This window comes from Stenotrophomonas sp. 115C5, assembly GCF_056861055.1.
Genome location: NZ_JBSPUQ010000002.1, coordinates 60,191 through 83,264 on the forward strand (window position 1 = coordinate 60,191; position 23,074 = coordinate 83,264).

Here is a 23,074-nt window from a genome sequence, read left to right on the forward strand (position 1 = left end):
ACCCCCCGGCGCCCCGGGCCCCCCCCGCGGGCCGGCGGGGGCGGTACCGCGGCGCCCCCCCACCGCCACCGCGGCCGATGGCGACCACCTCGATACCGGACGCCTTGATCTGCTCCGGGGTCAGCGGCACCACGCCTTCATCGGCGTCAGCCGGCGCCTTGGCGGCTTCCGCCTTGGCTTCCTTGCTGTCGGTCGCGTGGCCGTGGCCATCGTCGGTGCTCGCCTTGGCCGTGGCGGGGTCTTCATTTGCAGGTGTCTGCGCGTTGCCAGCGCAGCCGGCCAGCAGCACGGTCAGCAGCACGCCGCCGATCAGCGGGAAAGTACGGGAGAGAGTCATGGGGCCTCCACAAAAGGTGCGCGCCCTTCAAGGCGGGCAAGATCGATTTCCGCGGCGACGCGCGACAGGCGCGCATCCACGGCGGTGCCGCGGGCGGCGATGAGGGCGCTGCGCGTGCTGCGCAGTTCCAGCTGCGAGATGCGTCCGGCATCGAAGCCGACGCGGGCCAGGCGATACGCCTCTTCGGCGGCGACGACGCTCTCATCGGCGGCGCGGGTACGGCTGCTGGCGGCTTTCAGTCCGGCGACGGCGGACAGGCGTGCGGCCTCGCTGTCGCGGCGTTGCTGGTCCAGGCGTGCTTCGGCCGCGCGCTGGTCGGCATTGGCGGCGCGGATGCCACCGCGGTTGCGGTCGAACAGTGGGATGCTGAGGCTGACCCCGAGGTTGTAGGCACGCTCGCCGCCTTCGCGGAAGCGGGTCTGCGCGGCGGTGACGCTGAGGTCGGGCAGGGCGCGCTTGCGCTCCACGTCGACCAGCTTGCCCGCCGCATCGGCTTCGGCTTCGGCGATGCGCACCGCCAGTGCGGTATCGGTGGCACCGCGCGGCAGCGGCGGTGTGCGGTCGAGCAGGCTGTTGTCGATCGACTGCACCGGCGCATCCAGCAGCGCGGTGCCGGCCAGGCGGGCCAGCGCGGCATCGCGGAACGCCTGTGCTTCATCCAGCGACGCCATGGCATTGGCTACTTCGCTCTGCGCTTGCACCGCGCGCAGCTGTGGTTCGCGGCCCTGCTTGACCATGGCGTTGACGGCGTTGGCGTCATCGCGGGTCAGTGACAGTGCTTCCTCGGCCAGGGTGTAGCGGCGCAGTGCACTTTCCGCCTGTGCATAGACCACCGCCAGCTGGCTGGCCACGTCGCTGCGGCTTTGGGCACCACGCAGGTTGGCGGCCTGTGCTTCGGCGCGGGCCGCACGGACGCGCGCGCCACGCTGGCCCCAGACCTCCAGCGGCTGGGACAGGGTGAGCACGGTGTCGGCCTTGCCCATGCCACGGTAGGTGCCGGAGCCCCAGGCATTTTCGGCCGACCAGGAAAGGGAGGGATTGGGCAACGCACGCGCCTGGTCGGCGCGCGCATCGGCGGCCTCGGCCAGTGCCGTACCCACACGGGTGCCGGGCAGCTGGTCCAGGCGTTCAAGCAGGGTGTCGTAGGAGGGGGCGGCTTGCGCCATCACCGATGCCGCCGGGGCCAGGCCCAGCAACACGGCGACGACCAGCCCGGCCGCACGCGGCGACCGAGGTGTCAGGATCGACATAGGGGGATTCCGGTTGTGAGTGAAACGGGAGCCCGCAATCGCGGGACGCGCTCAACTCACGCCCGGGGTGGACGCGTCAATTCATCCTGGGCGACCGCATAGGTCGCCGCATCGCCCGCACTCATCCAGCGCGCCGGCAGTGGCGCCCCGAAGGCGGCGATCGTGTGCGCCGGCAGGCTCAGGTTGGAGTGGTGGCAGTGGTTGTGGCCACAGGCACCGACATGCTTGCCGTCGGTATCGCCATCGGCATCCGGTGCGGATTCCACATGCACCGTGCTGGCATGCGGTTCCACCGTGCACGCCAGGGCATCGGCCACCGGCACGACCACGAATGCCGCCATCAGCAGCATCAGCAGGGTCGAACGGAGGTGGCGGGTGATCCAGCGCATGAAGGGGAGGCTAGCAAGCGGTTTTCGCCGGATACAATATCAATGGCCGCTTCGGGAATACGTCGGAATCTCCCGTTCAGGTGGGCGGCCTGGGGGCCTTCTGCCCTGATGGGCGCCGACCTGGGTCGGCACGCTTTTCGGCCCGTGGGGTCGGACACCGGCTGCGCGTCTGTAGAGCCGAGCCTACGCTCGGCTGCTTTCGCACGACCAGCCGAGCATGGGCTCGGCTCTACAGTAGCGGTCACGGCAGCTTCGCGATCACCTTGATCTCGAACTGGAACCCATACAGCCAGGTCACGCCGATACCGGTCAGGGTCGGGTGCGGCGCCTCGCCCCAGTACTCGGGCACGATCGCCCAGGCCTTCTCGAAGTTGGTTTCCGGGTCGACCAGGAACACGGTCACGTCGATCACGTCATCGAACGTGCAGCCTGCGGCGGCCAACACCGCATTGAGATTCTCGAAGGCGCGGCGCACCTGCGTCTCGAAGTCCGGCTCGGGCGAACCGTCCTCGCGGCTGCCGACCTGGCCGGAAACGAACAGGAAGCCATCGGACCGGATCGCCGGCGAATAGCGGTTGCGCTCGTAGAGGGCTTGGCGTCCGGCGGGGAAAACGACATCACGCTGTGACATGGGGAAGATCCCGTGGGAGAGAACGCCATGCTCCCCGCCGGCGCTGTCTGGATAAACCGCGATGATCGGCCTAGATTGATTGCCAATCACAAACAATCACGGCCAGCCATGGACCGTTTCGAGGCGATGCGGGCCTTTGCCCGGGTGGTGGAAACCGGCAGCTTCACCCGCGCCGCGCACACCCTGCAGGTCAGCCGCACCACGGTCACCCAGCTGGTGCAGCAGCTGGAGGCGCACCTGCGGCTGCGCCTGCTCAACCGCACCACCCGGCGGGTCAGCGTTACCGCCGACGGTGCGGCCTATTACCCGCGCATCGCCCGGCTCCTGGCCGAACTGGACGAGGTGGAAGGCGGGCTGGGCGACGCGGCCGCCCAGCCGCGCGGACGCCTGCGCGTGGATGTGCCCGGGCCGTACGCGCGGTTGCGGCTGGTGCCGGCGCTGCCGGAGTTCCATGCGCGCTACCCGGAGATCCAGCTGGATATCGGCGTCAGCGACCGTGAGGTCGATGTCATCGCCGACAACGTCGACTGCGTGATCCGTGGCGGCATCCCGGCCGATCCGGCGCTGGTGGCGCGGCCGTTGGCTGCGCTGCCGATTGGCTTCCACGCCAGTCCAGGCTATGTGCAGCGCTTCGGCATGCCGGCCGACCCGCGCGCGCTGGAAGGGCCTGATCATCACATGGTCGGCTTCCTCAGCCCGCGTAGTGGCCGGGCGAGAGTGTTCAGCGCGCAGCGCGGCGAGGAGCGCGTACAAGTGCGGGGCCGCTATACGGTTGGCTTCGATGACGGCAATGCCTATCTGGCCGCTGCGTTGGCGGGGCTCGGCGTGGTCACGTTGCCCAGCTACATGGCCAAGCCTCATGTGGCGCGTGGCGAACTGCTGCCGCTGCTGCAGGACTGGCAGCTGCCGCCGATGCCTATGCACGTGATGTTCCCGCCGAACCGGCACATGAGCCAGCGGCTGCGGGTGTTCATTGATTGGGTGATGGAAGCGCTGGGGTGACACACACCGGGCGTGCGAAAATCACCACAGCACGCAACAGGAAACAGCCTCACGCATGAGTCGCATCGTCGCACTGGATACCGAAACCACCGGCATCTCCCACCGCCTGGGGCACCGGGTCATCGAAATCGGTGCCGTCGAACTGATCGATGGCCAGCTCACCGGTCGCCAGTTCCACACCTACCTGCAGCCGCAGCGCAGGGTCGATTGGGGCGCACAGCGCGTGCATGGCATCAGCGATGCGATGCTGGTGGGCAAGCCGCTGTTCTCCAGCAAGGCCGCCGAACTGCTGGAATTCCTGCGCGGCAGCGAGATGGTCGCGCACAACGCCACCTTCGACGTGGGCTTCCTGGACAACGAGCTGCGCCTGGCTGGCATCCCCGGCACGCTGGCCCAGCATTGCCGCATCACCTGCAGCCTGAAGCTGGCGCGGGGGCGCTGGCCCGGCCAGGGCAACAAGCTGGACGATGTGCTGCAGCGCCTGCGCATCCCGGGCAACCGTGGTCTGCATGGCGCGTTGAAGGATGCCCATCTGCTGGCCCAGGTGATTCCGCACCTGCGTTGAGCTGGCGCTACAGGGGGCCGTCGTGTTCAGCCCCGGCCTGTGGGTAACTTGCGCAAGTGCTTGAACCCGTGCATAATGCGCGGCTCGCTGTGTCCGGTTTTCTACCGGGCGGCGCCCCCGGGAGCATGTCCCCGGCCGCCCAACGCCAGCGTAACCCTTTGATTCTCTTGACGTGTGGTGGGCAACCATCGAGGCCGCCGTCTCCCGGGCTACGGGCTGACACAACTTACTATCGAGGTGCGCAATGTCCCGCGTATGCCAGGTTTCCGGCAAGCGAGTGCAGACGGGTAACAACGTCTCGCACGCCAACAACAAGACCCGTCGTCGTTTCCTGCCGAATCTGCACGAACGCCGCTTCTGGGTTGCCAGCGAAAACCGCTGGGTGAAGCTTCGTGTTTCCGCGCATGCACTGCGCACCATCGACAAGAACGGTATCGATTCCGTTCTGGCTGAGCTGCGTGCGCGCGGCGAAAAGGTCTGAGGAGTAGACGATCATGGCAGGCAAGCGCGATAAGGTCCGTATGATTTCGACCGCTGGTACCGGTCACTTCTACACGACCGACAAGAACAAGAAGAACACCCCGGGGAAGATGGAATTCTCCAAGTACGATCCGGTCGTGCGCAAGCACGTCCCGTACAAGGAAGGCAAGATCAAGTAATCCGCAAGGATTGCTGGTCGCTTCCGAAGAAACCCGCCCTCGTGGCGGGTTTTTTCATGCCCGACGGTGGGGCCGGTGGGTGCCTGTGGGTGTCGACCTTGGTCGACACGCTGGTTCAACGCAGTCGAGCGCGGCTCGACTCTACACACCCTGCTGGGCAGAATGGCCCATCACCTCCCGACGGGCGACGCGATGCTGTTCGAGTGGTTGCTGGGTTCCTACCTGCTGCTGATCGACTGGCTCATCCGGCTGGTCGCGCTGTGCTGGATTCCCACCCGCACCACGCCGGGTGCGGCGCGCAGCTGGCTGCTGCTGGTCGGCTTCGTGCCGCTGCTGGGCCTGCCGCTGTACCTGCTGTTCGGCCACCCGTGGCTGTCGCGCGAGCGCATCCGCCGCCAGGCCGAGGCCTCGCAGGTCATCCGCGAAGAACAGGCACTGCAGCATCGCCTGCGCTGGACCCCGCAGCCGGACACCGCCTGCGCCGAGATCGTGCCGCTGGTGCAGCGCCAGGGCGACTTCATGCCGGTGCACGGCAACGCGGTCGACCTGCTGACCGACTACGACGAATCGCTGCACACGCTGATCGCCGACATCGACCAGGCCGAAGACCGCGTGCACCTGCTGTACTACCTGATGTTCGACGATGCGGTCGGTGAGGCCATCGTCGAGGCGCTGCAACGTGCGGCTGCGCGTGGCGTGCAGTGCCGCGTGCTGCTCGATGCGGTGGGCGCCAAGCGCGGCCTGCGCGCCTACCGCAAGCGCCTGGAAGCGCGCGACATCGAAGTGCGCGCAATGCTGCCCGGTGGCCTGCGCTGGCGCCGCAGCGGGCGCATGGACCTGCGCAACCACCGCAAGATCGCGGTGATCGACAACGAAGTGGCCTATGTCGGTTCGCAGAACCTGGCCGGCCCGCAGTTCGTGCCCGGCCACCCGAACCGCGAGCTGGTGGCGCGCGTGCGTGGCCCGGCGGTGGCGCACCTGGAGGCGGTGTTCGCCAGTGACTGGTACATGGAAACCGGCCAGCGCCTGGACGTGATTGCCGACGTGCCCGAGTGCAGTGATGACATCGCTACCCAGCTGCTGCCCAGCGGCCCGGCCTACCCGTACAGCAACGCGCGCGATGCGGTTGCGGCGCTGATTCATCTGGCGCGGCGCCGGCTGGTGATGGTGACCCCGTATTTCGTGCCCGACGAGGCCACGTTGAGCGCGCTGCGTATCGCCGCATTGTCCGGCGTGCAGGTGCAGCTGATCCTCTCTGCCAGCAACAACCAGCGGCTGACCTCGTGGGCGCAGGAGGCGTACTACGACGAACTGCTGCGTTGCGGCGTGCGCATCGCCCTGTACGAACCGCAGTTCCTGCACGCCAAGCACATGAGCGTGGACGAGGACATCGCCGTGCTCGGCTCGATCAACATGGATATCCGTTCGTTCGCGCTGAATGCCGAGATCGGCCTGATCTGCTACGACCACGCGCTGGTGAAGCAGTTGTGCGGGATCGAGGACGGCTACCTGCGTGAGTCGCGGCAGCTGGATCTGCAGCAGTGGCGCAGCCGCCCCACCTGGCGGCGCAGCCGCGAAGGCATCGCACGCTTGGCCGATGCGTTGATGTGAGAAATCGAATCGAAAGTAGCTGAATGCGGGGAGCTTATGGGAAAGGGCAAGCATGGGTTGCAGGTGTTCGATGAGAGCGGAAGCTCTTTGGTCGAGGTCGGGCCGCATGTTGTGGTGGATCGCCCCGAATTTGGCGCTGCAATAGGCTCCATCGCCACAGCTTGGGCTCAAGCCGAGGTGAATCTTTTCTGTCTACTCGCCGTACTTATCAATACAACGCCGGAGCGGGTGAAGAGTTCTCTCAAAAAGCATCGTTCGGCAAAGTCGGCTTCCGAAGCGGCACGGAAGATTGCTACAGAGACCCTTGATGGCGCAGCTCTTCAAGATGTAGTTGAGCTGCTGGGTGCACTGGATAAGGTTCGGGATGCTCGGAACCGAGTTCAGCACGACGTTTGGGCGCGAAAGGCAACCGATAGCGATCGGCTCTATAGAGTGCATTCTGACCAGTACCTCGCTTTGGCCCTGAAGCTTCTAGACGTAGAAAGGATGAACGCCCCTGCAGCGGCTGCAATTGAAGTTGCCACGAGCTTCGCCGCGGCGGTTTCGGAGGGTTACTCAGTTTCCGATCTCAACGAGATCGCTGACGACATAGATTCAGTCAGCAAGCGTCTACTGACAGCGATGTTCAGTAATCGAATTCGCCAATTGAAGGCACTTGGCCAGGTAGATCCTTCATCAGGATCGATCTGAAACAAGAAGAAGCGCCCATCCCGCCCACTTCGGCAATCCGGCCTGTCATCGCCGATGACCTACAATCGGCACATGACTGATTCACCGCGTAATGGCGAACTGGACCTGGCGATCATCGGTGGTGGTGCAGCCGGGGTGCTGGTGGCGATCCAGGTACTGCGCCAGGCCCACGCGCCGCTGGCGCTGGCCATCTTCGAGCCCGCCTCGCAGCTGGCCCAGGGCATCGCCTATGCCACGCCATGGCCGGAGCACCTGCTGAACGTACCGGCGGCAAAGATGAGTGCGTTTGCCGACCAGCCCGGCGATTTCCTCGACTATCTGGTGGCCGCCAACGCCTACCCGGGCGAGGCGCGCGAGGTGCTGGGCGAGCGTTACGTGTGTCGCCATTACTTTGCTGCCTACCTGCAGCAGCGCCTGCAGGAGGCCGTGGCCGCCAGCCCCGCACAGCTGCAGGTGATCACGCAGCCGGTACTGGGCCTGCAGCCGGATGACCACGGCTACCAGCTGACACTCGGCGATGGCAGCACGCTGCACGCTGCGCAGGCGGTGCTGGCCACCGGCAACAGCATGCGCCCGTTGCCCGTGGCCGGTGCCGACGCGCTGCCCGCCGATGATGTGATCGAGGCCTGGGACTACGACGGTGTGCGTACCCTGGCCGGCGAACAGGCCGTGGCCATTGTCGGCTCCGGCCTGAGCATGGCCGACACCGTGCTGGCGCTGGTCGCCGCCGGTCATACCGGCCCGCTGCATGTGATCTCGCGCCATGGCCTGCTGCCGCTGCCGCACGCGCACGGCGGCCTGCCCAGCTTCGATCCGGCGGTGCTGCTGCCGATGAACCTGCGCCAGCGCCTGCGTGCGCTGCGCGGCTTCGCCCTTCAGGCGCAGGCCGATGGTCTGCCGTGGCAGGGCGTGATGGACCGCATCCGCCCGCACGGCCAGGCGCTGTGGTGCAGCCTCGATGAGGCCGACCAGCGCCGCTTCCTGCGGCACGTGGTGCGTTACTGGGACGTGCATCGCCACCGCATCGCCGAAGAGGTGGACGCGCAGCTGCAGACCCTGCAGGACAGCGGCCAGCTGCGTATCCACCGGTCGCGCCTGCAGCGCGTCTGGCGCGAAGGCGATGCGCTGCAGTTGTCGGGCAGCGATGCCTCCGGCAATGAACAGCAGTGGACGATCAGCGGGGTGATCAACGCCACCGGCGTCGAAACCCGCGCCAGTGCGCTGCGCAATCCGTTGCTGCAGCAGCTGCAGGCCGATCGGCTGGCCCGCCCCGGCCCGCATGGGCTGGGCCTGGACAGCACGGTGCCGGGCGGCCGCCTGCGCGCCGCCGGTGGCCAGCCGCAGGCGCGGCTGGGCGTGCTCGGCAGCCTGCGCATCGGCAGCCTGTGGGAAAGCCTGGCGGTGCCTGAACTGCGTCAGCAGGCGCAGGCGCTCGCCACCGAAGTGATCGCAGGAGCCGCGACGGCGATGCCGTAAAATGGGGGCATGGATGTCTCCCACCTGCTTGATGGCCTGAACCCGGCCCAGCGCGAAGCCGTCTCCGCTCCCCCCGGCCACCACCTGGTGCTGGCCGGTGCCGGTTCCGGCAAGACCCGCGTACTCACCCACCGCATCGCCTGGCTGCATGAAGTCGATGGCGTGCCGACCCACGGCATTTTCGCGGTGACCTTCACCAACAAGGCGGCCGGCGAGATGCGCCACCGCATCGACGCCCAGCTGCCCCATGGCAGCCGCGGCATGTGGATCGGTACCTTCCACGGCCTGGCCAACCGCCTGCTGCGCCTGCACTGGCAGGACGCCAAGCTGCCCGAAGGTTTCCAGGTGATGGATTCGGATGACCAGCTGCGGTTGGTCAAGCGCGTGGTGCAGGCGCTGGAACTGGACGACGGCAAGTACCCGGCCAAGCAGATTGCGTGGTGGATCAACGCACAGAAGGACGAGGGCCGTCGCCCGCAGCACATCCAGCCCGAGCCGCACGATGCGTGGCTGGAAACCATGCGCCAGGCCTACATCGAATACCAGGCGCGCTGCGACCGCGCCGGCCTGGTCGACTTCGCCGAGCTGCTGCTGCGTGCGCACGAACTGCTGCGCGACAACCCCGCGCTGCTGTCGCATTACCGCGCCCGTTTCCGCGAGATCCTGGTGGACGAGTTCCAGGACACCAATGCCATCCAGTACGCTTTCGTGCGCGTGCTGGCCGGCGATTCCGGCCACGTGTTCGTGGTCGGCGACGATGACCAGGCCATCTACGGTTGGCGCGGTGCCAAGGTCGAGAACGTGCAGGGCTTCCTGCGCGATTTCCCCGGCGCGCAGACCATCCGCCTGGAGCAGAACTACCGCTCCACCGCCAACATCCTCGGCGCCGCCAACGCGGTGATCGCGCACAACCCCGACCGCATCGGCAAGCAGCTGTGGACCGACAGTGGTGACGGTGAGCCGATCGACCTGTACGCCGCTTACAACGAAATGGACGAGGCGCGCTACATCGTCGAGCGTGCGCGCCAGTGGGTGCGCGACGGTGGCAGCTACACTGAAGTGGCCGTGCTCTACCGCAGCAACGCGCAGTCGCGCGCGCTGGAAGAGGCGCTGCTGAGCGAACAGGTGCCGTACCGCGTGTACGGCGGCATGCGCTTTTTCGAGCGTGCCGAAATCAAGGACGCGCTGGCCTACCTGCGCCTGCTGTCCAACCGCAACGATGACGCCGCCTTCGAGCGCGCGGTCAATACGCCCACCCGTGGCATCGGCGACCGCACGCTGGACGAAGTGCGCCGCGAAGCGCGCGCTCAGGGTATTTCGCTGTGGGAAGCGACCATGCTGGTCACCCAGGGCAGCGCGCTGGCCGCACGTGCGCGCAATGCGCTGGCCGGCTTCCTGGTGCTGGTCAACGAGCTGCAGGCGCAGACCCTGCACATGACCCTGGCCGAGCGCGTCGACCACGTGCTGGCCCGCTCGCAGCTGCGCGAGCACTGGAGCAAGGAAAGCCGCAACGCGCTGGACTCGGAATCGCGCACCGACAACCTCGACGAACTGGTCTCGGTGGCCTCGCGCTTCGTGCGCCGCGCCGACGACATCGAGGAAGTGGGCGAGGACATGGACGAGCTGATCGCGTTCCTGGCCTATGCCGCGCTGGAGGCCGGCGAGGGCCAGGCGCAGGCGGGCGAGGACGGCGTGCAGCTGATGACCCTGCACTCGGCCAAGGGCCTGGAATTCCCGCTGGTGTTCCTGGCCGGCTTGGAGGAAGGCCTGTTCCCCAGCGCACGTTCGCTGGAGGAAAGCGGGCGGCTGGAAGAAGAGCGCCGCCTGGCCTACGTCGGCATCACCCGCGCGCGCCAGAAGCTGGTGCTGAGCTATGCCGAATCGCGCCGTATCCACGGCCAGGACAACTACAGCCTGCCGTCGCGCTTCCTGCGCGAGATTCCGCGCGAGCTGCTGCACGAAGTGCGCCCGAAGGTGCAGGTCTCGCGGCCGGCCTCGATGGGCGCCAGCCGGGTGATGGGCCATGCCTCGATCGAGGCACCGCCGGTCAAGCTCGGTGCGCTGGTCACCCACCCCAAGTTCGGCGAAGGCATGGTGACTGACTACGAGGGCAGCGGCGCGCACGCCCGCGTCCAGGTCGAATTCGCCGACGCCGGCAGCAAGTGGCTGGTGATGGCGTATGCGAATCTGACGGTGATCTGATCACCGTCGAGGGGCGGGAACTCCTGTAGAGCCGAGCCATGCTCGGCTGCTTTTGGCGGAGAAAACCAGCCGAGCATCGCTCGGCTCTACATAGGCGAGTACGCATGACCCGCAACGTGCTCTTCCTCTGCAGCCAGAACCGCCTGCGCAGCCCGACCGCCGAGCAGGTGTTTGCCGATTGGCCGGGCATCGAGACCGCCTCGGCCGGGCTGCTGGCCGACGCTGAGGAAGTGCTCAGCCCCGAGCTGCTGCAGTGGGCCGACCTGGTGTTCGTGATGGAACGCGCCCACCGCAACCGGCTGTCCAGCCGCTACAAGGCCTGGTTGAACGGCAAGCGGGTGATCTGCCTGGATATCCCGGATGACTACGACTACATGGACCCGGTGCTGGTGGAGTTGCTGAAACGCAAGGTGACGCCGTTCCTGCGCTGACGGGCTGTTGTAGAGCCGAGCCCATGCTCGGCTGCTCTTTCCCACCAGAAGCAGCTGAGCATGGCGATGCCGGTCGTCCTGACCGGCACCCTTCGGGCCGTCGCAAGCGACGTTGGCAGCGGCTCCTGCCGCTACCTTCGGCTCTACAATAAGCGGCACTTCTTCCAGGAACGCCCCATGACCGAACCCACGCTGCACGTCACTGTGAAGTTGAACGCCCGGCTGCAGCCGGAGCATCGCCACGAGCTGTTCGAGGATCCGCTCGACGCGCTGCTGCAGGCGGCCCAGGTGGGCGAGCTCACCGGCGGCGGCACCGCGATGTCGGATCTGGGTGAGGTCGAATACGGCGATATCGAAGTGGCACTGGTCGGTGCGGATGGCGTACCGAAGCTGATCGACCTGCTGGAACAGCTGGGCGCGCCGAAGGGTTCGCAGCTGCAGGGGGCTGGCGAGGCCGATCGCAGCTTCGGCGTGACCGAGGGCCTGGGCATCTACCTGGATGGCCTGAATCTGCCAGACGAAGTCTACGAACAGTGCGATTCCAACCACGTATTCGAACAACTGTCGGAGAACATCGACGGCCTGGGCGAGATCTGCAGCTGGTGGCAGGGCCCGACCGAAACCGCGCTGTACATGTACGGCGAATCGTTCGAGGCGATGCGTGATGCGATTGCCGAATTCGTGGCCAGCTATCCGCTGTGCCAGAACGCACGCGTGGTGCAGATCGCCTGAGGGCGGGCCTGATGTAGAGCCGAGCCCGTGCTCGGCTCCTTCATCCGCAGCCGAGCATGGGCTCGGCTCTACAGAAGCAGGTTACCTGCCTGCTGCCTGGCGGGCGTTGTCTCGCAGCGCCATGTCCTTGCCGATCTGGTAGCCGCCGAAAAGTACCGCCAAGGCGACGATCACCGCGACCAGGATGGACTTCTGTGAGCTCCAGACCGGGGGCTTGCTGTCCTGCACGTGCGTTCTCCGGGGCGCGGCACGCTGCCGCCAGCCCAGCATGCGCCGGGGCAAGGGGGCGCGCAAGCCGGCGGTGCGCACACGCCACTGCGTGGCGCCGGATTGATCCTGCTCAAGGCGTGGCCTGCACATCCGGTGTGTAATGGTGTCGTTCCCATCTGGCAGATCGCCACGGAGCCCCACCATGTACAAGCGCATCCTGATTGCCACCGACGGGTCCGAGCTGGCCGACAAGGGCCTGGCCAAGGGCCTGGAGCTGGCCAAGGACCTCAATGCCGAGGTCGATATCGTGACTGTGTCCGAGCCGTGGGCCGTCGGCATGTACGACGCCATGGGCTGGAGCGTGGGCTACATGAACAGCCCCGAGTACAAGGCCGACCGCGAGGAAGGCGCGCAGAAGGTGCTGCAGCCGGCGCTGGCCAAGGCCGCCGAGCAGGGCATTACCGCCAATCCGGTGCATGTGCTGGACCGCTATGCGGCCGACGGCATCATCGAGACGGCGGGCGAGCGCAACAGTGATTTGATCGTGATGACCTCGCATGGCCGCCGTGGCGTGACCCGCGTGCTGCTGGGCAGCCAGACCGCTGAGGTGCTGGCACGCAGCACGTTGCCGGTGCTGGTCATCCGCTGATTCAAGCGTTCCCGGGGAGGGGACCCGACGCCGGCCGCAGGATGCGCGCCGGCGTTGTTTTTTGTGGGGCCGGGGGTGAATCCACGCATGGCGTGGATCCACTGGATCGCAGGGATCCGACCCCGGGCACCTCACCAGCTGTACAGCTTCCAGTACACCGGCGACACGCCATCCTTGTCGTTGTCGAAACGGCCGTCGCCGTTCTTGTCGTACATGTAGAACGGAGCACCGCGCGACGGAGTCACCTTGACCATGCGCAGCTGGCCGGACACGCGGTATTCCTCGATGACATCGCCGTTGTCCATGGTGCGCTTGGACACGTCCGCGCCCTTGACGTCCACCGGGGGAGCGCCTGCGCCACCCATGCTGGCGCAGCCAGCGAGCAGGAGCAGGGAAGCCAGCATCAGGGTCTTCATCGGCGGGGGCCTTTGCCTGGAAAGAGCCTTGATTATGCCCCATCGCCGGGCGCCTGCCGTGTCGCCGCGATGCAGGCACGGGCGCGTAGAATCGACCCATGAGCAGATTAGTCCTGATCGACGGGTCCAGTTACCTGTACCGCGCGTTCCACGCGCTGCCGCCCCTGTCCAATGCACAGGGCGAACCCACCGGTGCGCTGTTCGGCGTGGTCAACATGCTGCGCTCGACACTGAAGGAGCGCCCGGCCTACGTGGCGTTCGTGGTCGATGCGCCCGGCAAGACCTTCCGCGATGACCTGTACGACCAGTACAAGGCCAACCGCCCGCCGATGCCCGATGAGCTGCGCAGCCAGGTCGAGCCGATGTGCCGCATCGTCGAGGCGCTGGGCATCAGCATCCTGCGCATCCCCGGCGTGGAAGCCGACGATGTGATCGGCACGCTGGCCCTGCAGGGCGTGGCGCAGGATCTGAAGGTGACCATCTCCACCGGCGACAAGGACTTTGCGCAGCTGGTGCGCCCGGGCATCGAGCTGGTCAACACCATGACCGGCAGCCGCATGGATTCGGACGCGGCGGTGATGGAGAAGTTCGGCGTGCGCGCCGACCAGATCATCGACCTGCTGGCGCTGATGGGTGACACCGTCGACAACGTGCCGGGCGTGGAGAAGTGCGGGCCGAAGACCGCCGCCAAGTGGCTGGCCGAGTATCAGCACCTGGATGGGGTGATGGCGGCCGCGCCGACCATGAAGGGCAAGATCGGCGAGAACCTGCGCGCCGCGCTGGAGCGGCTGCCGCTGAACCGCGAGCTGGTGACCATCCGCACCGACGTGGAGCTGGACGCCAGCCCGACCACGCTGGCCCTGCGCGAGCAGGACGTGCCGGAGCTGACCGAGCTGTATGCGCGCTACGGCTTCACCCAGGCGCTGAAGGAGCTGGGCGCGCCGCTGCCGGCACCGGTGGCCGCCAGTGAGGCGACCCCGAGCCTGCGCGGCACTGCGGCCGGCTTCGCGCGTGGCAGTGCCGAGGCGCCCGCTGCCGGCACGCTGGATCCGGCGCTGGCCGCGCCAGGTGAATACGAGACCGTGCTGACCGCCGAGCAGCTGCAGGCCTGGGTCGAGCGCCTGCAGCAGGCTGACCTGATCAGTTTCGATACCGAAACCGATGCGCTGGACGCGATGCGTGCGCGCCTGGTGGGTATCAGCCTGGCGGTCGAGCCGGGCAAGGCCGCCTACATTCCGGTTGGCCACGATTACCCGGGGGCGCCGGCCCAGCTGCCGATGCAGCAGGTGCTGGATGCGCTGCGCCCGGTGCTGCAGGACCCGGCGAAGAAGAAGCTGGGCCAGCACGGCAAGTACGACCTGCACGTGCTGCGCCGTCACGGCGTGCAGGTGCAGGGCTACCACGACGACACCATGCTCGAGAGCTTCGTGCTCAACTCCACCGCCACCCGCCACGACATGGATTCGCTGGCCCTGCGCTATCTGGGCTACAACACCATCAAGTTCGAGGACGTGGCCGGCAAGGGCGCCAAGCAGATTCCGTTCTCGCAGGTGGGCATCGACGAAGCCAGCCGCTATGCGGCCGAGGACGCCGACATCACCCTGCGCCTGCACCGCGCGCTGCAACCGCAGCTGCTGGCCGAACCGGCACTGGACAGCGTGTACCGCGACATCGAGATGCCGCTGGTGCCGGTGCTGACCAGCATCGAAGCCAACGGCGTGCGGGTCGACACCGACGAACTGCGCCGGCAGAGCCAGGACCTGTCCTCGCGCATGCTGGCCGCGCAGCAGAAGGCCACCGAGCTGGCCGGCCGCAGCTTCAACCTGGATTCGCCCAAGCAGCTGCAGGCGGTGCTGTTCGACGAGCTGAAGCTGCCGGCGGTGGTGAAGACCCCAAAGGGCCAGCCCAGCACCAATGAAGAGGCACTGGAGGCGATTGCCGACCAGCACGAGCTGCCGCGCGTGATCCTGGAGTACCGCGGGCTGGCCAAGCTGCGCAGCACCTACACCGACAAGCTGCCGGAGATGGTCAACCCGGACACCGGCCGCGTGCACACCAGCTACCACCAGTCCGGCGCCGCCACCGGCCGCCTGTCCTCGTCGGACCCCAACCTGCAGAACATCCCGATCCGCACCGAAGATGGCCGCCGCATCCGCCGCGCGTTCATCGCCCCGGAGGGCTTCCAGCTGCTGGCCGCCGACTACTCGCAGATCGAGCTGCGGATCATGGCCCACCTGTCCGAGGACCCGGGCCTGGTGCGTGCCTTCGAGCAGGGCGCCGACGTGCACCGTGCCACCGCCGCCGAGGTGTTCGGGCGTGCGCTGGAAGAGGTGACCCCGAACGAGCGCCGCGCTGCCAAGGCGATCAACTTCGGCCTGATGTACGGCATGAGCGCCTTCGGCCTGGCCCGCAACCTGGGCATCGACCGCGGCCAGGCGCAGGACTACGTGGCGCTGTACTTCAGCCGCTACCCGGGCGTGCGCGACTTCATGGAGCGGATGCGCCAGCAGGCCCGCGACCAGGGCTATGTAGAGACCCTGTTCGGCCGCCGCCTGTACCTGAACGACATTCATGCACGTAACCAGGGCCTGCGCGCCGGTGCCGAGCGTGCTGCGATCAACGCGCCGATGCAGGGCACCGCCGCCGATATCATCAAGCGCGCGATGGTGGACGTGGACCAGTGGCTGCGTGACAGCGGTGCACCGGCGCGGATGATCCTGCAGGTACACGATGAACTGGTGTTCGAAACCGAAAGCAGTTTCGTCGAGGAGTTGCGTTTGCAGGTGGTCGAGCGCATGTCGCAAGCGGCCAAACTGCGGGTGCCGCTGGTGGTCGATACCGGCATCGGCAACAACTGGGACGAAGCGCACTGAGGGTGTTTCAGGCCGAAAACGACGTGAATTCGTTCATTCGTCAGAGGTTTCTGACTCGATCATGAATGTTGCCCTGATCGAGGTTCATTAAATTGGGCCCCTTCACGAACCGTTAGTGTTCGGAGTGCTTCTATAACTCTCGACAGGCGCAACGCCTGTTGTGGATCTCTCCCATCCCCTGGAGCAGATCTCGGAACGGGGACTCCTCCCCAAGTGCCCGTTCCCCGGCCCCGTTGACCTCCCCCTGGTCAGCGGGGCTTTTTATTTGTGCCGTTGCCAGACGCCATGGCCTGCGCCACGCTGGGCCACCGCTCCGCAGGGGAAGACAATGCCCGACCTGTTCGCACTGGCAATGCCGTGGTGGGAGTTCATCCTGCGCGCGGTGGTGGTCTACGTGGTGGTGCTGGGCATGGTCCGGCTCAGCGGCAAACGCCCGCTGGGGCAGATCACCCCGTTCGACGTGCTGCTGGTGGTGCTGCTGGGCAATGCGGTGCAGAACGCACTGCTGGGCACCGACACCTCGCTGGGCGGCGGCCTGCTGCTGGCGGCGACCCTGATCCTGCTCAACTATGGGGTAGGCTGGGTGAGTACCCGCAGCCGGCGGATCGAGCGACTGGTGGAAGGAGAACCCGTGGTGATCGCGCGTGATGGGCGCCTGTTCGACGCCGTTCTGCGCCGCGAGCAGGTCACCCGTGCCGATTTCGAGGCCGCCATGCGCCAGCAGGGCTGCCTGGGCGTGGAGGATGTCGAGCTGGCCCTGCTGGAAATCAACGGGCACATCACCATCATTCCGAGGAAGAGCACCTGACCTTGTAGAGCCGAGCCCATGCCCGGCTGCCTTGCGTCCGGAGCCGAGCATGGGCTCGGCTCTACAGGTGCATGAGCCTCAGGGCGCCGCTTCGGCCTTCAGTGCCGGCCAGTTGCGGGTGGCGTCCACATCACAGGCCACGTGCGTGCCTTTGCCATCCTTGGCGCAGATCGCAGCCATGGCTTGCGGGATCTTCGGGTCTGCGGTGTGCGAATACACCGCTGCCAATGCCAGGCACCCTTCGCGCACGCCCGCTCCGCACAGCGTCTCGAAGTAGGGCAGCGACGCGGCCCATTTTTCGGACTCGAACAGCGCTTCGCCGGCAACCTTGCAGCCCAGCAGCTTGCCATCGGTACAGCAGGCCTTGGCGCCGTCCTTGCGTGCCAGGGTCGGGCAATCCAGCGGCAGCGGGATCTCCACGAAGGCCACGGGCGGCTTGCAGCTGGCGCTGCCTGTGGTCGGCTTGCGCTCGTAATAGGCAAAACGGTCGCCGCTATCGATGCTGGCCAGGTTGCCGTTCTGCAGCAGCTGCAGAACGAAGTCGCTGCCGACATCGCGACGGATGAAGATACGGCCGTCCTGCAGGCGCGCGCGCAGGCGCTGGTCGCGACCCTCGGCCTCAACCAGGCCGCCATCGAGGAAGCGCAGCTGCGAGAGCACGCCGTATTCGGCTTCAAAGCTGCCACAGGGCAGTGCGGTGGCCGGCACCGGGGCCAGTGCAGCGGCCGGTGCGGTGGCCAGGCTGGCAAGTGCCTTGGCGCGGCCGCAGGCCACGCCGTCCGCGCGCTGCGCGCACGACAGCTGCAGTGCTTCGTGGGCCTGCGAAAGGCGTCCACCACTCCACAGCACCTCGGCAACGTCGGCGCAGAAGGTCTCGCCGTGCTGCTGCCGGCACAGTGCGGCCAGCTCATCGAGCTGCGCCGACGGCAACGCAGGGTCGACCGCATGCTGCAGCCCGAGCAGGGACTTGCCGATCATCTCCAGCCCGATCACCTCGGCGATCGCCCGGCAGCCCTCGGCGTTGAAGGACGCGGAATCCTCCTTGCAGATCTCCGGCTTCGGCGGTTCGGCTCGTGCAGGCGCCGGGGCTGCGTCCTTGGCCTGCTGCTGGTAGGTCTCCAGCAACCGCATGCAGGCTGCGCCCACGCCCTCGGCACACCAGGCGTGCAGTTTCACGGGTGCGGCCTCCGGCAGCGCCTCCAGGCACTCGGAGGTGTTCATCACGCAACCGTCTTCGATGGGCTCCGGCATCGTCTTGCAGGTGGCGGCGTGCTCACGGGTGAACTCGCGATAGGGCGTGCTGATCGTGCGGTCGTTGTCCGAGAAGTACCAATTTTCCAGCTGGCCCGTGGACAGGTTGCCGGTACCCAGCACGTCCTCCTGGCGGGCGATGCGCAGCTCCTCGGTGGCCTGGTAGGGGCCGGACAGGAAGCCGTGGCCTTCGCTCTCGAGAGTCAGCGTGGTGTTGCCGCTGCTGTCCTTGTAGGTGCCGCAGGCCATCGACTGCGCGGCGGCCGGCAGGCTGGCCGAGGCCAATGCAAGCAACAGCAGGGAGCGCCAACCCGCGGCGCGGGGGCGAAGGGAAACAGCAGCAGGCATGGGGTCATCCTTGAAAGAAGTGGGGCAGGGCCCGTCCGGTGCGGGGCGCACCACAGGCAGGGAAGGCGCCACGCGTCAGGCGTGGCGTCGGAAGATCAGAGCCAGTCGCGCGGCACCAGGTAGTCGGCCAAGCGCGCCTCGGCGCTGCCGGCTTCCGGGCTGAAGCCGTATTCCCAGCGCACCCGCGGCGGCAGGCTCATCAGGATGCTTTCGCTGCGGCCACCGCTCTGCAGACCGAACAGCGTGCCGCGGTCATAGACCAGGTTGAATTCCACATAGCGGCCGCGACGGTACAGCTGGAACTCGCGCTCGCGCTCGCCATGGGCGGCGTCCTTGCGCTGCTGCACGATCGGCAGGTAGGCCTGAAGGAAGCCATCGCCCACGGCGCGCAGGTAGTCGAAATCGCGCTCGAAGTCGCCGTGCAGGTCGTCGAAGAACAGACCGCCGACACCGCGCGTTTCATTGCGGTGGCGCAGGAAGAAGTACTCGTCGCACCAGCGCTTGTGTGCGGCATAGCGTTCGTCGCCGAACGGCGCGCACAGGTCGCGTGCGACGCGGTGCCAGTGCTGCACATCTTCGTCGAACGGATAGAACGGGGTCAGGTCGAAACCGCCGCCGAACCAGCTGGCCACCACCTCGCCGTCGCGCTGCGCCTGGAAGAAGCGCACGTTGGCATGGGTGGTCGGCACGTAGGGGTTGAGCGGGTGGAACACCAGCGACACGCCCGTGGCGCGCCACGAGGCGCCGGCCAGTTCCGGGCGGTTGGCCGAGGCCGACGGCGGCAGGCGGCTGCCGGCTACGTCGGAGAAGCCGATGCCGGCCTGCTCGAACACCGCACCGTCACGCAGCACGCGGGTACGCCCGCCACCGCCCTCGGCACGCTGCCACAGGTCTTCCTGGAAGCGGGCCTGGCCATCGACGGCCTCGATCGCCGCACAGATGCGGTCCTGCAGGTCGGTGAGGTAGGCGCGCACGCGCTCGAATTCGTTCATGGCGCGTACTTTACCGCAGGGCCCGGCCAGGCAAGCTCCCTTACTGCTTGTGGTTGGGGGTGCGTGGGGCCGGTCTGGTCCGATCCTCGTGCGCGGACTGTTCCTGGACCGCGCGGTCCAGAGCCTGGCCGAACTCCAGCAACCCCCAGTTACGCGTCGCCAGCACGTCGCAGGCTACATGGCGGCCACTGCCATCGGCCTCGCAGATGGCCTCAAGCATGGGGCGGACGTCTACCCTGCTGCTGTTCTCCATCACGCTGACCAGGTTCTCACAGCCCTCGCGGATACCGGCCTGGCAGACCTTCTGGTAATGCTGGCTGGCCTCCACCCACTTCCCGTTCAGCGCGGCGCGACTGCCCAGCACGTGGCAGCCCTGCATCCTGCCGGCGGCGCAGCAGGCTTCGGCTTCACCGTCGATGGGCGCGCGCGGGCAATCCTGCGGGAACGGAGTTTCGTCGAACACCAGTGGCGCGCTGCACTGTGCATTGTCCGGCTGCCGCTGGAACCGCTGGAACCGCTGGAAACGCGTCGAATCGTCCAGCCCCAGCAAGTCGCCGTTGGCCAACGGCTGCAGTACATAGTCAGCCCCACGCTCGTGGCGCATGCGGATCTGACCGTCCTGTACGCGCGCGCGTACTCGCGAGCCGAAGCCAACCTCCACCATGCCACCTTCGCCGAAAGTCAGTTCGTCCATCAGCCCGCCGGAGGCCGCATAGTGGCCACAGGGCACGGCGGCGGTGGGGTGCTGCACCAGCGCTTCGCCCAGCTGCAGCAACGCGGACGCCTGACGGCACGATCGCTCGTCGCCGCCGTCGCAGGCCGCCTGCAAGGCCGTCCGACCTTCCCTCAGATTGCCGGCGTCCCACTGCAGCATGGCGACCTCCATGCAGAAGCCACTTTCGCGGACCTGCGTGCACAGCCCCTGCAGGCGCTGCAGCCGCGCGTCAGACAGTGCGGGCTTGACTGCAGGCGAGAACACTTCAACCATGCTGGCCGCCATCGAGGCCGTGCGAATGGCGGTGTCGATAGCCTCGACGAGCTCGGGCCGCTCTTCCAGAATGACCATGCAGGCCTCGGCGTCGGCAGCAGGGTCATCGTCGCGGCACTGGGGGGGGAAATCCATCTCGGCCATCGCCTTTTCCATGGTGGCCTGTATCACCGCGATCTGTGCTTCGGTCGGCGTATCGCTGCCGGGGGCCTGGTCGGCCTTGCGATAGCGATCGGGCAGGCGCTGGCAGAGTTGCGGAACGCCTTCGGCGCAGCCCGATTCCAGTGCCGGAAGGCTCAGCTCATGGTGGTTATAGAGGCACTGCCGGGCGTCGGCCAGGCAGCTGCCGGGCGTATGTTCGACCGGGGGCAGGCACGCGGCCGGCTGGATCAGGCGGTAGCGTTTGCCGTCCCTATGCAGGGCGCGACCATCGCGCTGGACCTCCAGTTCAGAGACGAGGCCGAAGGTGAGATCAACCAGATTGAGGCTGCCTTCGCTGCGCTGGACAACGAAGGGCCGATCGGAGATGTAGCTGCCCTTCTCGACTCCGCGGTCAGGCCCATCCACGCGCAGCTGGTTGCCGCCGCCTTCGGCCTCGAAAACGCCGCAGCGTGGCAGGCCGGATGCGGCGGCCTGTTGGGCGCAGAACAGCATGGACAGCAACACGATGCAGCGCGGAAGCAGGGTGCGCGGGGTGAATGCAGACATTTCGAGGCCAGGGCAGAAAGACGCGGGCCACGATAGCCAGCCTGACTCGATCTGCAATCAATCCCGCCGGAACGCAGGACCTGCCGTCGCGGCTTCAGCGCCGGGCAGGTCGTTCGCGACAAAACTGCGGGGCGCCCGGCGGGCGTCGGTAACGCTGGTACCCGGTAAACGCGTCCAGCCCCAGCAGATCACCATTGGCCAGCAGGCCCAGCACGTAATCGGCGCCATTGTCGTGGCGTATGTGAAGGGTGCCGTCCAGCAGCAGCGCGCGCACGTACTGCGTATCGACCCTGGCCTGCCCGGCATCGTCGAACGTGAGTGTGTCCAGGCTGCCACCGTCGGCCTGATAGCGGCCGCAGGGCACCTGCAGGGCCGGCACCAGGCGCAGATCCGCGCCGAGATCGCGCAGCGGTGCGATACGTTCGCAGGCGCTGACGCGGCCTGCATCGCAGACCACCTGCAGGGCCTGCACCGCCAATGCAGGTTCCAGTGCGATCAACTGCTGTTCGGCCACTTCGACGCAGAAGCGACCACTGCGGTGCTGCAGACACAGTTGCTGCAGACGGTCGCGTGCAGCGGCCGGAAGCGGTGAATCCAGTGTGTCTTCGTCTTCCTGTTGCAGGCGTTCACCCACCCGGTGCATCGCGGCGGCCAGCGCATCACCGGTCAGCGCCTCGCAGGCCTGCGGGTTATGCCCGGGCGTGTGTTCGCGGCAGGCGGACGGTCGTTCGAAGAGGGCGGCGCCGGTCTCACCAGCGGCTGCGGCGTTGCCATCGCGCAGTTGTCGCAACAGCGCCGAGCAGCCCGCGCCAACGCCTTCGCCGCACGCGCGCTGGGCCTGGCCGGGAGAGGCCGTGGGCAGCTGCGCAATGCAGTGGCTGCCGGCGGCGCGACAGCTGCCGTCCATCGTGCTGGGCTCGACGGTGCAGGCACGGGACTGGCGCAGCGTGTAGGTCACCACCCCGTCGTCCTCGATGCGCTGGCCATCGGCACTGATCCGGATCGGCTCCGCCACGCCATCGTCGAGCATGACCAGGCGCGTCTGCGCCGCACTGCGATCAACCCACAGCGGCTGCGGCTCGCTGCCGTCAGCGTGGTGGTAGCCGCTGCTGGGGGTGGTGAACACCAGCGCCATGCCGCCATCGGCGCTGCGGTATTCGCCACACTGCAACGCGTCGGCGCCGGCTGGCAGCGCGGCGAACAGCAGCAGTGCGGGGAGAAGAGCCTGCAAGCGCATGCGACGGTCCTTGTCGTGCGGAAAAGGGGGGCTCAGTGGAAACGTGAGCGGATGTCCGGCCGCAGCAGGCGCCAGGCCAGCCAGCCCTGCAGGCCGAGGAACACAAATGACATGGCCACCACGGTCAGCGTGATCAACCAGCGTTTCAGATGGAGTTCCTGCTGCAGGAGGGCGTCGTCGGAGAGAAACGGGATGACGTCACGCATGAACACATCCAACCAGCCGGCGATCGCAAAGTTGGTCACTGCGCTCAGCAGCAGGATCACCACAAAGCTCCACAGGCCCCAGCTGCGCTCGCGCAGCAGGCCCCAGCTGGCCAGGGTCGAGGCCAGGCACAGCAGCGCGACGATCAACGACGCGGCCACCGGATGCGCCAAAAGCCAGATCAGGCTGTGCAGGTGCTGGTCTTGCACTTCCCTCTCAACCAGATGCCAGATCGGAAGGTTGTGCAGCGGCCACAGCAGCAGTCCCTGCATCACGAAGTAGACCGTGAGCAGCAGTGACAGCCAGAACGATGCCTGTGCGATCGGGCGCACCCAGGCGTGATAGGCCGGCTGGACCAGCGAAGGAATCGGCGGGATCGACATTGACATCCGGTGTCCTTGCAATCGGTGCCCAC

23 protein-coding genes and 1 pseudogene are annotated in these 23,074 nt (G+C 67.1%); 13 read left to right on the top strand and 11 right to left on the bottom strand.

All coding sequences use genetic code 11. The features are described from left to right. The 4 genes and pseudogenes from AC13FN_RS03685 to AC13FN_RS03700 form a co-directional block, all read right to left on the bottom strand. Positions 1–337, bottom strand: a pseudogene (locus tag AC13FN_RS03685) (efflux RND transporter periplasmic adaptor subunit); the annotation flags it as partial. Next, a complete protein-coding gene (locus AC13FN_RS03690) occupies positions 334–1,587 on the bottom strand; it encodes a TolC family protein (RefSeq protein ID WP_482984535.1) in 1,254 nt (417 codons plus the stop codon). The pseudogene AC13FN_RS03685 and the gene AC13FN_RS03690, both read right to left, overlap by 4 nt. A 56-nt stretch (positions 1,588–1,643) precedes the next feature. Beyond that, on the bottom strand, positions 1,644–1,976 hold the full coding sequence (locus tag AC13FN_RS03695) for a hypothetical protein (protein ID WP_019337929.1): 333 nt from the start codon (positions 1,974–1,976) through the stop codon (positions 1,644–1,646). A 241-nt stretch (positions 1,977–2,217) separates the two neighbouring features. Continuing rightward, entirely contained in the window at positions 2,218–2,607 is a 390-nt protein-coding gene (locus AC13FN_RS03700) for a RidA family protein (protein ID WP_010482367.1), read from the bottom strand. Positions 2,608–2,715: 108 nt separating this feature from the next. On the opposite strand from AC13FN_RS03700, the gene AC13FN_RS03705 reads away from it, so the two are divergent. The 10 genes from AC13FN_RS03705 (at position 2,716) to AC13FN_RS03750 (ending at position 11,975) form a co-directional block, all read left to right on the top strand. Continuing rightward, a complete protein-coding gene (locus tag AC13FN_RS03705) occupies positions 2,716–3,609 on the top strand; it encodes a LysR substrate-binding domain-containing protein (RefSeq protein WP_482984536.1) in 894 nt (297 codons plus the stop codon). 55 nt (positions 3,610–3,664) lie between these two features. Continuing rightward, positions 3,665–4,174 (top strand): DNA polymerase III subunit epsilon, encoded by a 510-nt coding sequence (gene dnaQ / locus AC13FN_RS03710; RefSeq protein ID WP_482984537.1) that lies wholly within the window; start codon positions 3,665–3,667, stop codon positions 4,172–4,174. A gap of 244 nt (positions 4,175–4,418) precedes the next feature. Then, entirely contained in the window at positions 4,419–4,655 is a 237-nt protein-coding gene (rpmB, locus tag AC13FN_RS03715; RefSeq protein ID WP_005411638.1) for a 50S ribosomal protein L28, read from the top strand. 10 nt (positions 4,656–4,665) lie between these two features. Then, the gene (gene rpmG, locus AC13FN_RS03720) at positions 4,666–4,833 is read left to right on the top strand and encodes a 50S ribosomal protein L33 (RefSeq protein ID WP_170272460.1); all 168 of its coding nucleotides are present in this window, start codon (positions 4,666–4,668) and stop codon (positions 4,831–4,833) included. Positions 4,834–5,025: 192 nt separating this feature from the next. Beyond that, complete coding sequence (gene cls, locus AC13FN_RS03725; protein ID WP_482984602.1) at positions 5,026–6,444, top strand: cardiolipin synthase; 1,419 nt, start codon at positions 5,026–5,028, stop codon at positions 6,442–6,444. A 36-nt stretch (positions 6,445–6,480) separates the two neighbouring features. Further along, positions 6,481–7,134 carry a hypothetical protein gene (locus AC13FN_RS03730; protein WP_478413085.1) on the top strand — a complete coding sequence of 218 codons (654 nt, stop codon included), beginning with the start codon at positions 6,481–6,483 and terminating at the stop codon, positions 7,132–7,134. 54 nt (positions 7,135–7,188) lie between these two features. Continuing rightward, entirely contained in the window at positions 7,189–8,610 is a 1,422-nt protein-coding gene (locus AC13FN_RS03735; RefSeq protein ID WP_482984538.1) for an FAD/NAD(P)-binding protein, read from the top strand. Positions 8,611–8,619: 9 nt separating this feature from the next. Then, the gene (gene uvrD, locus AC13FN_RS03740) at positions 8,620–10,812 is read left to right on the top strand and encodes a DNA helicase II (protein ID WP_049436010.1); all 2,193 of its coding nucleotides are present in this window, start codon (positions 8,620–8,622) and stop codon (positions 10,810–10,812) included. A 104-nt stretch (positions 10,813–10,916) separates the two neighbouring features. Further along, the gene (locus tag AC13FN_RS03745) at positions 10,917–11,243 is read left to right on the top strand and encodes a low molecular weight protein tyrosine phosphatase family protein (protein WP_012481619.1); all 327 of its coding nucleotides are present in this window, start codon (positions 10,917–10,919) and stop codon (positions 11,241–11,243) included. A gap of 177 nt (positions 11,244–11,420) precedes the next feature. Then, the gene (locus AC13FN_RS03750; protein WP_053443736.1) at positions 11,421–11,975 is read left to right on the top strand and encodes a hypothetical protein; all 555 of its coding nucleotides are present in this window, start codon (positions 11,421–11,423) and stop codon (positions 11,973–11,975) included. A gap of 81 nt (positions 11,976–12,056) precedes the next feature. On the opposite strand, the gene AC13FN_RS03755 is transcribed toward AC13FN_RS03750, so the two are convergent. Further along, positions 12,057–12,203, bottom strand: coding sequence for a hypothetical protein (locus AC13FN_RS03755; RefSeq protein WP_187296445.1), 147 nt, complete (start codon positions 12,201–12,203; stop codon positions 12,057–12,059). A 184-nt stretch (positions 12,204–12,387) separates the two neighbouring features. Here AC13FN_RS03755 and AC13FN_RS03760 point away from each other — a divergent pair, with 184 nt between their 5' ends. Continuing rightward, positions 12,388–12,834 carry a universal stress protein gene (locus AC13FN_RS03760; protein ID WP_005411629.1) on the top strand — a complete coding sequence of 149 codons (447 nt, stop codon included), beginning with the start codon at positions 12,388–12,390 and terminating at the stop codon, positions 12,832–12,834. A gap of 131 nt (positions 12,835–12,965) precedes the next feature. On the opposite strand, the gene AC13FN_RS03765 is transcribed toward AC13FN_RS03760, so the two are convergent. Beyond that, positions 12,966–13,250: a DUF2782 domain-containing protein gene (locus AC13FN_RS03765; protein WP_005411628.1), complete on the bottom strand. Its 285-nt coding sequence runs from the start codon at positions 13,248–13,250 to the stop codon at positions 12,966–12,968. A 98-nt stretch (positions 13,251–13,348) separates the two neighbouring features. Here AC13FN_RS03765 and polA point away from each other — a divergent pair, with 98 nt between their 5' ends. Then, entirely contained in the window at positions 13,349–16,123 is a 2,775-nt protein-coding gene (gene polA, locus AC13FN_RS03770) for a DNA polymerase I (protein ID WP_482984539.1), read from the top strand. A gap of 328 nt (positions 16,124–16,451) precedes the next feature. Then, entirely contained in the window at positions 16,452–16,931 is a 480-nt protein-coding gene (locus AC13FN_RS03775; protein WP_032129193.1) for a DUF421 domain-containing protein, read from the top strand. A gap of 78 nt (positions 16,932–17,009) precedes the next feature. On the opposite strand, the gene AC13FN_RS03780 is transcribed toward AC13FN_RS03775, so the two are convergent. The 5 genes from AC13FN_RS03780 to AC13FN_RS03800 all read right to left on the bottom strand — a co-directional run bounded on the left by AC13FN_RS03780 (position 17,010) and on the right by AC13FN_RS03800 (position 23,048). Then, positions 17,010–18,530, bottom strand: coding sequence for a hypothetical protein (locus AC13FN_RS03780; protein ID WP_482984540.1), 1,521 nt, complete (start codon positions 18,528–18,530; stop codon positions 17,010–17,012). Positions 18,531–18,625: 95 nt separating this feature from the next. Then, a complete protein-coding gene (gene hemF / locus AC13FN_RS03785; protein WP_401740547.1) occupies positions 18,626–19,522 on the bottom strand; it encodes an oxygen-dependent coproporphyrinogen oxidase in 897 nt (298 codons plus the stop codon). 40 nt (positions 19,523–19,562) lie between these two features. Continuing rightward, the gene (locus AC13FN_RS03790; RefSeq protein WP_482995100.1) at positions 19,563–21,275 is read right to left on the bottom strand and encodes a hypothetical protein; all 1,713 of its coding nucleotides are present in this window, start codon (positions 21,273–21,275) and stop codon (positions 19,563–19,565) included. A 37-nt stretch (positions 21,276–21,312) separates the two neighbouring features. Next, the gene (locus AC13FN_RS03795; RefSeq protein WP_482984542.1) at positions 21,313–22,455 is read right to left on the bottom strand and encodes a hypothetical protein; all 1,143 of its coding nucleotides are present in this window, start codon (positions 22,453–22,455) and stop codon (positions 21,313–21,315) included. A 32-nt stretch (positions 22,456–22,487) separates the two neighbouring features. After that, positions 22,488–23,048 carry a hypothetical protein gene (locus AC13FN_RS03800; RefSeq protein WP_019661728.1) on the bottom strand — a complete coding sequence of 187 codons (561 nt, stop codon included), beginning with the start codon at positions 23,046–23,048 and terminating at the stop codon, positions 22,488–22,490. Positions 23,049–23,074 lie beyond the last annotated feature (26 nt).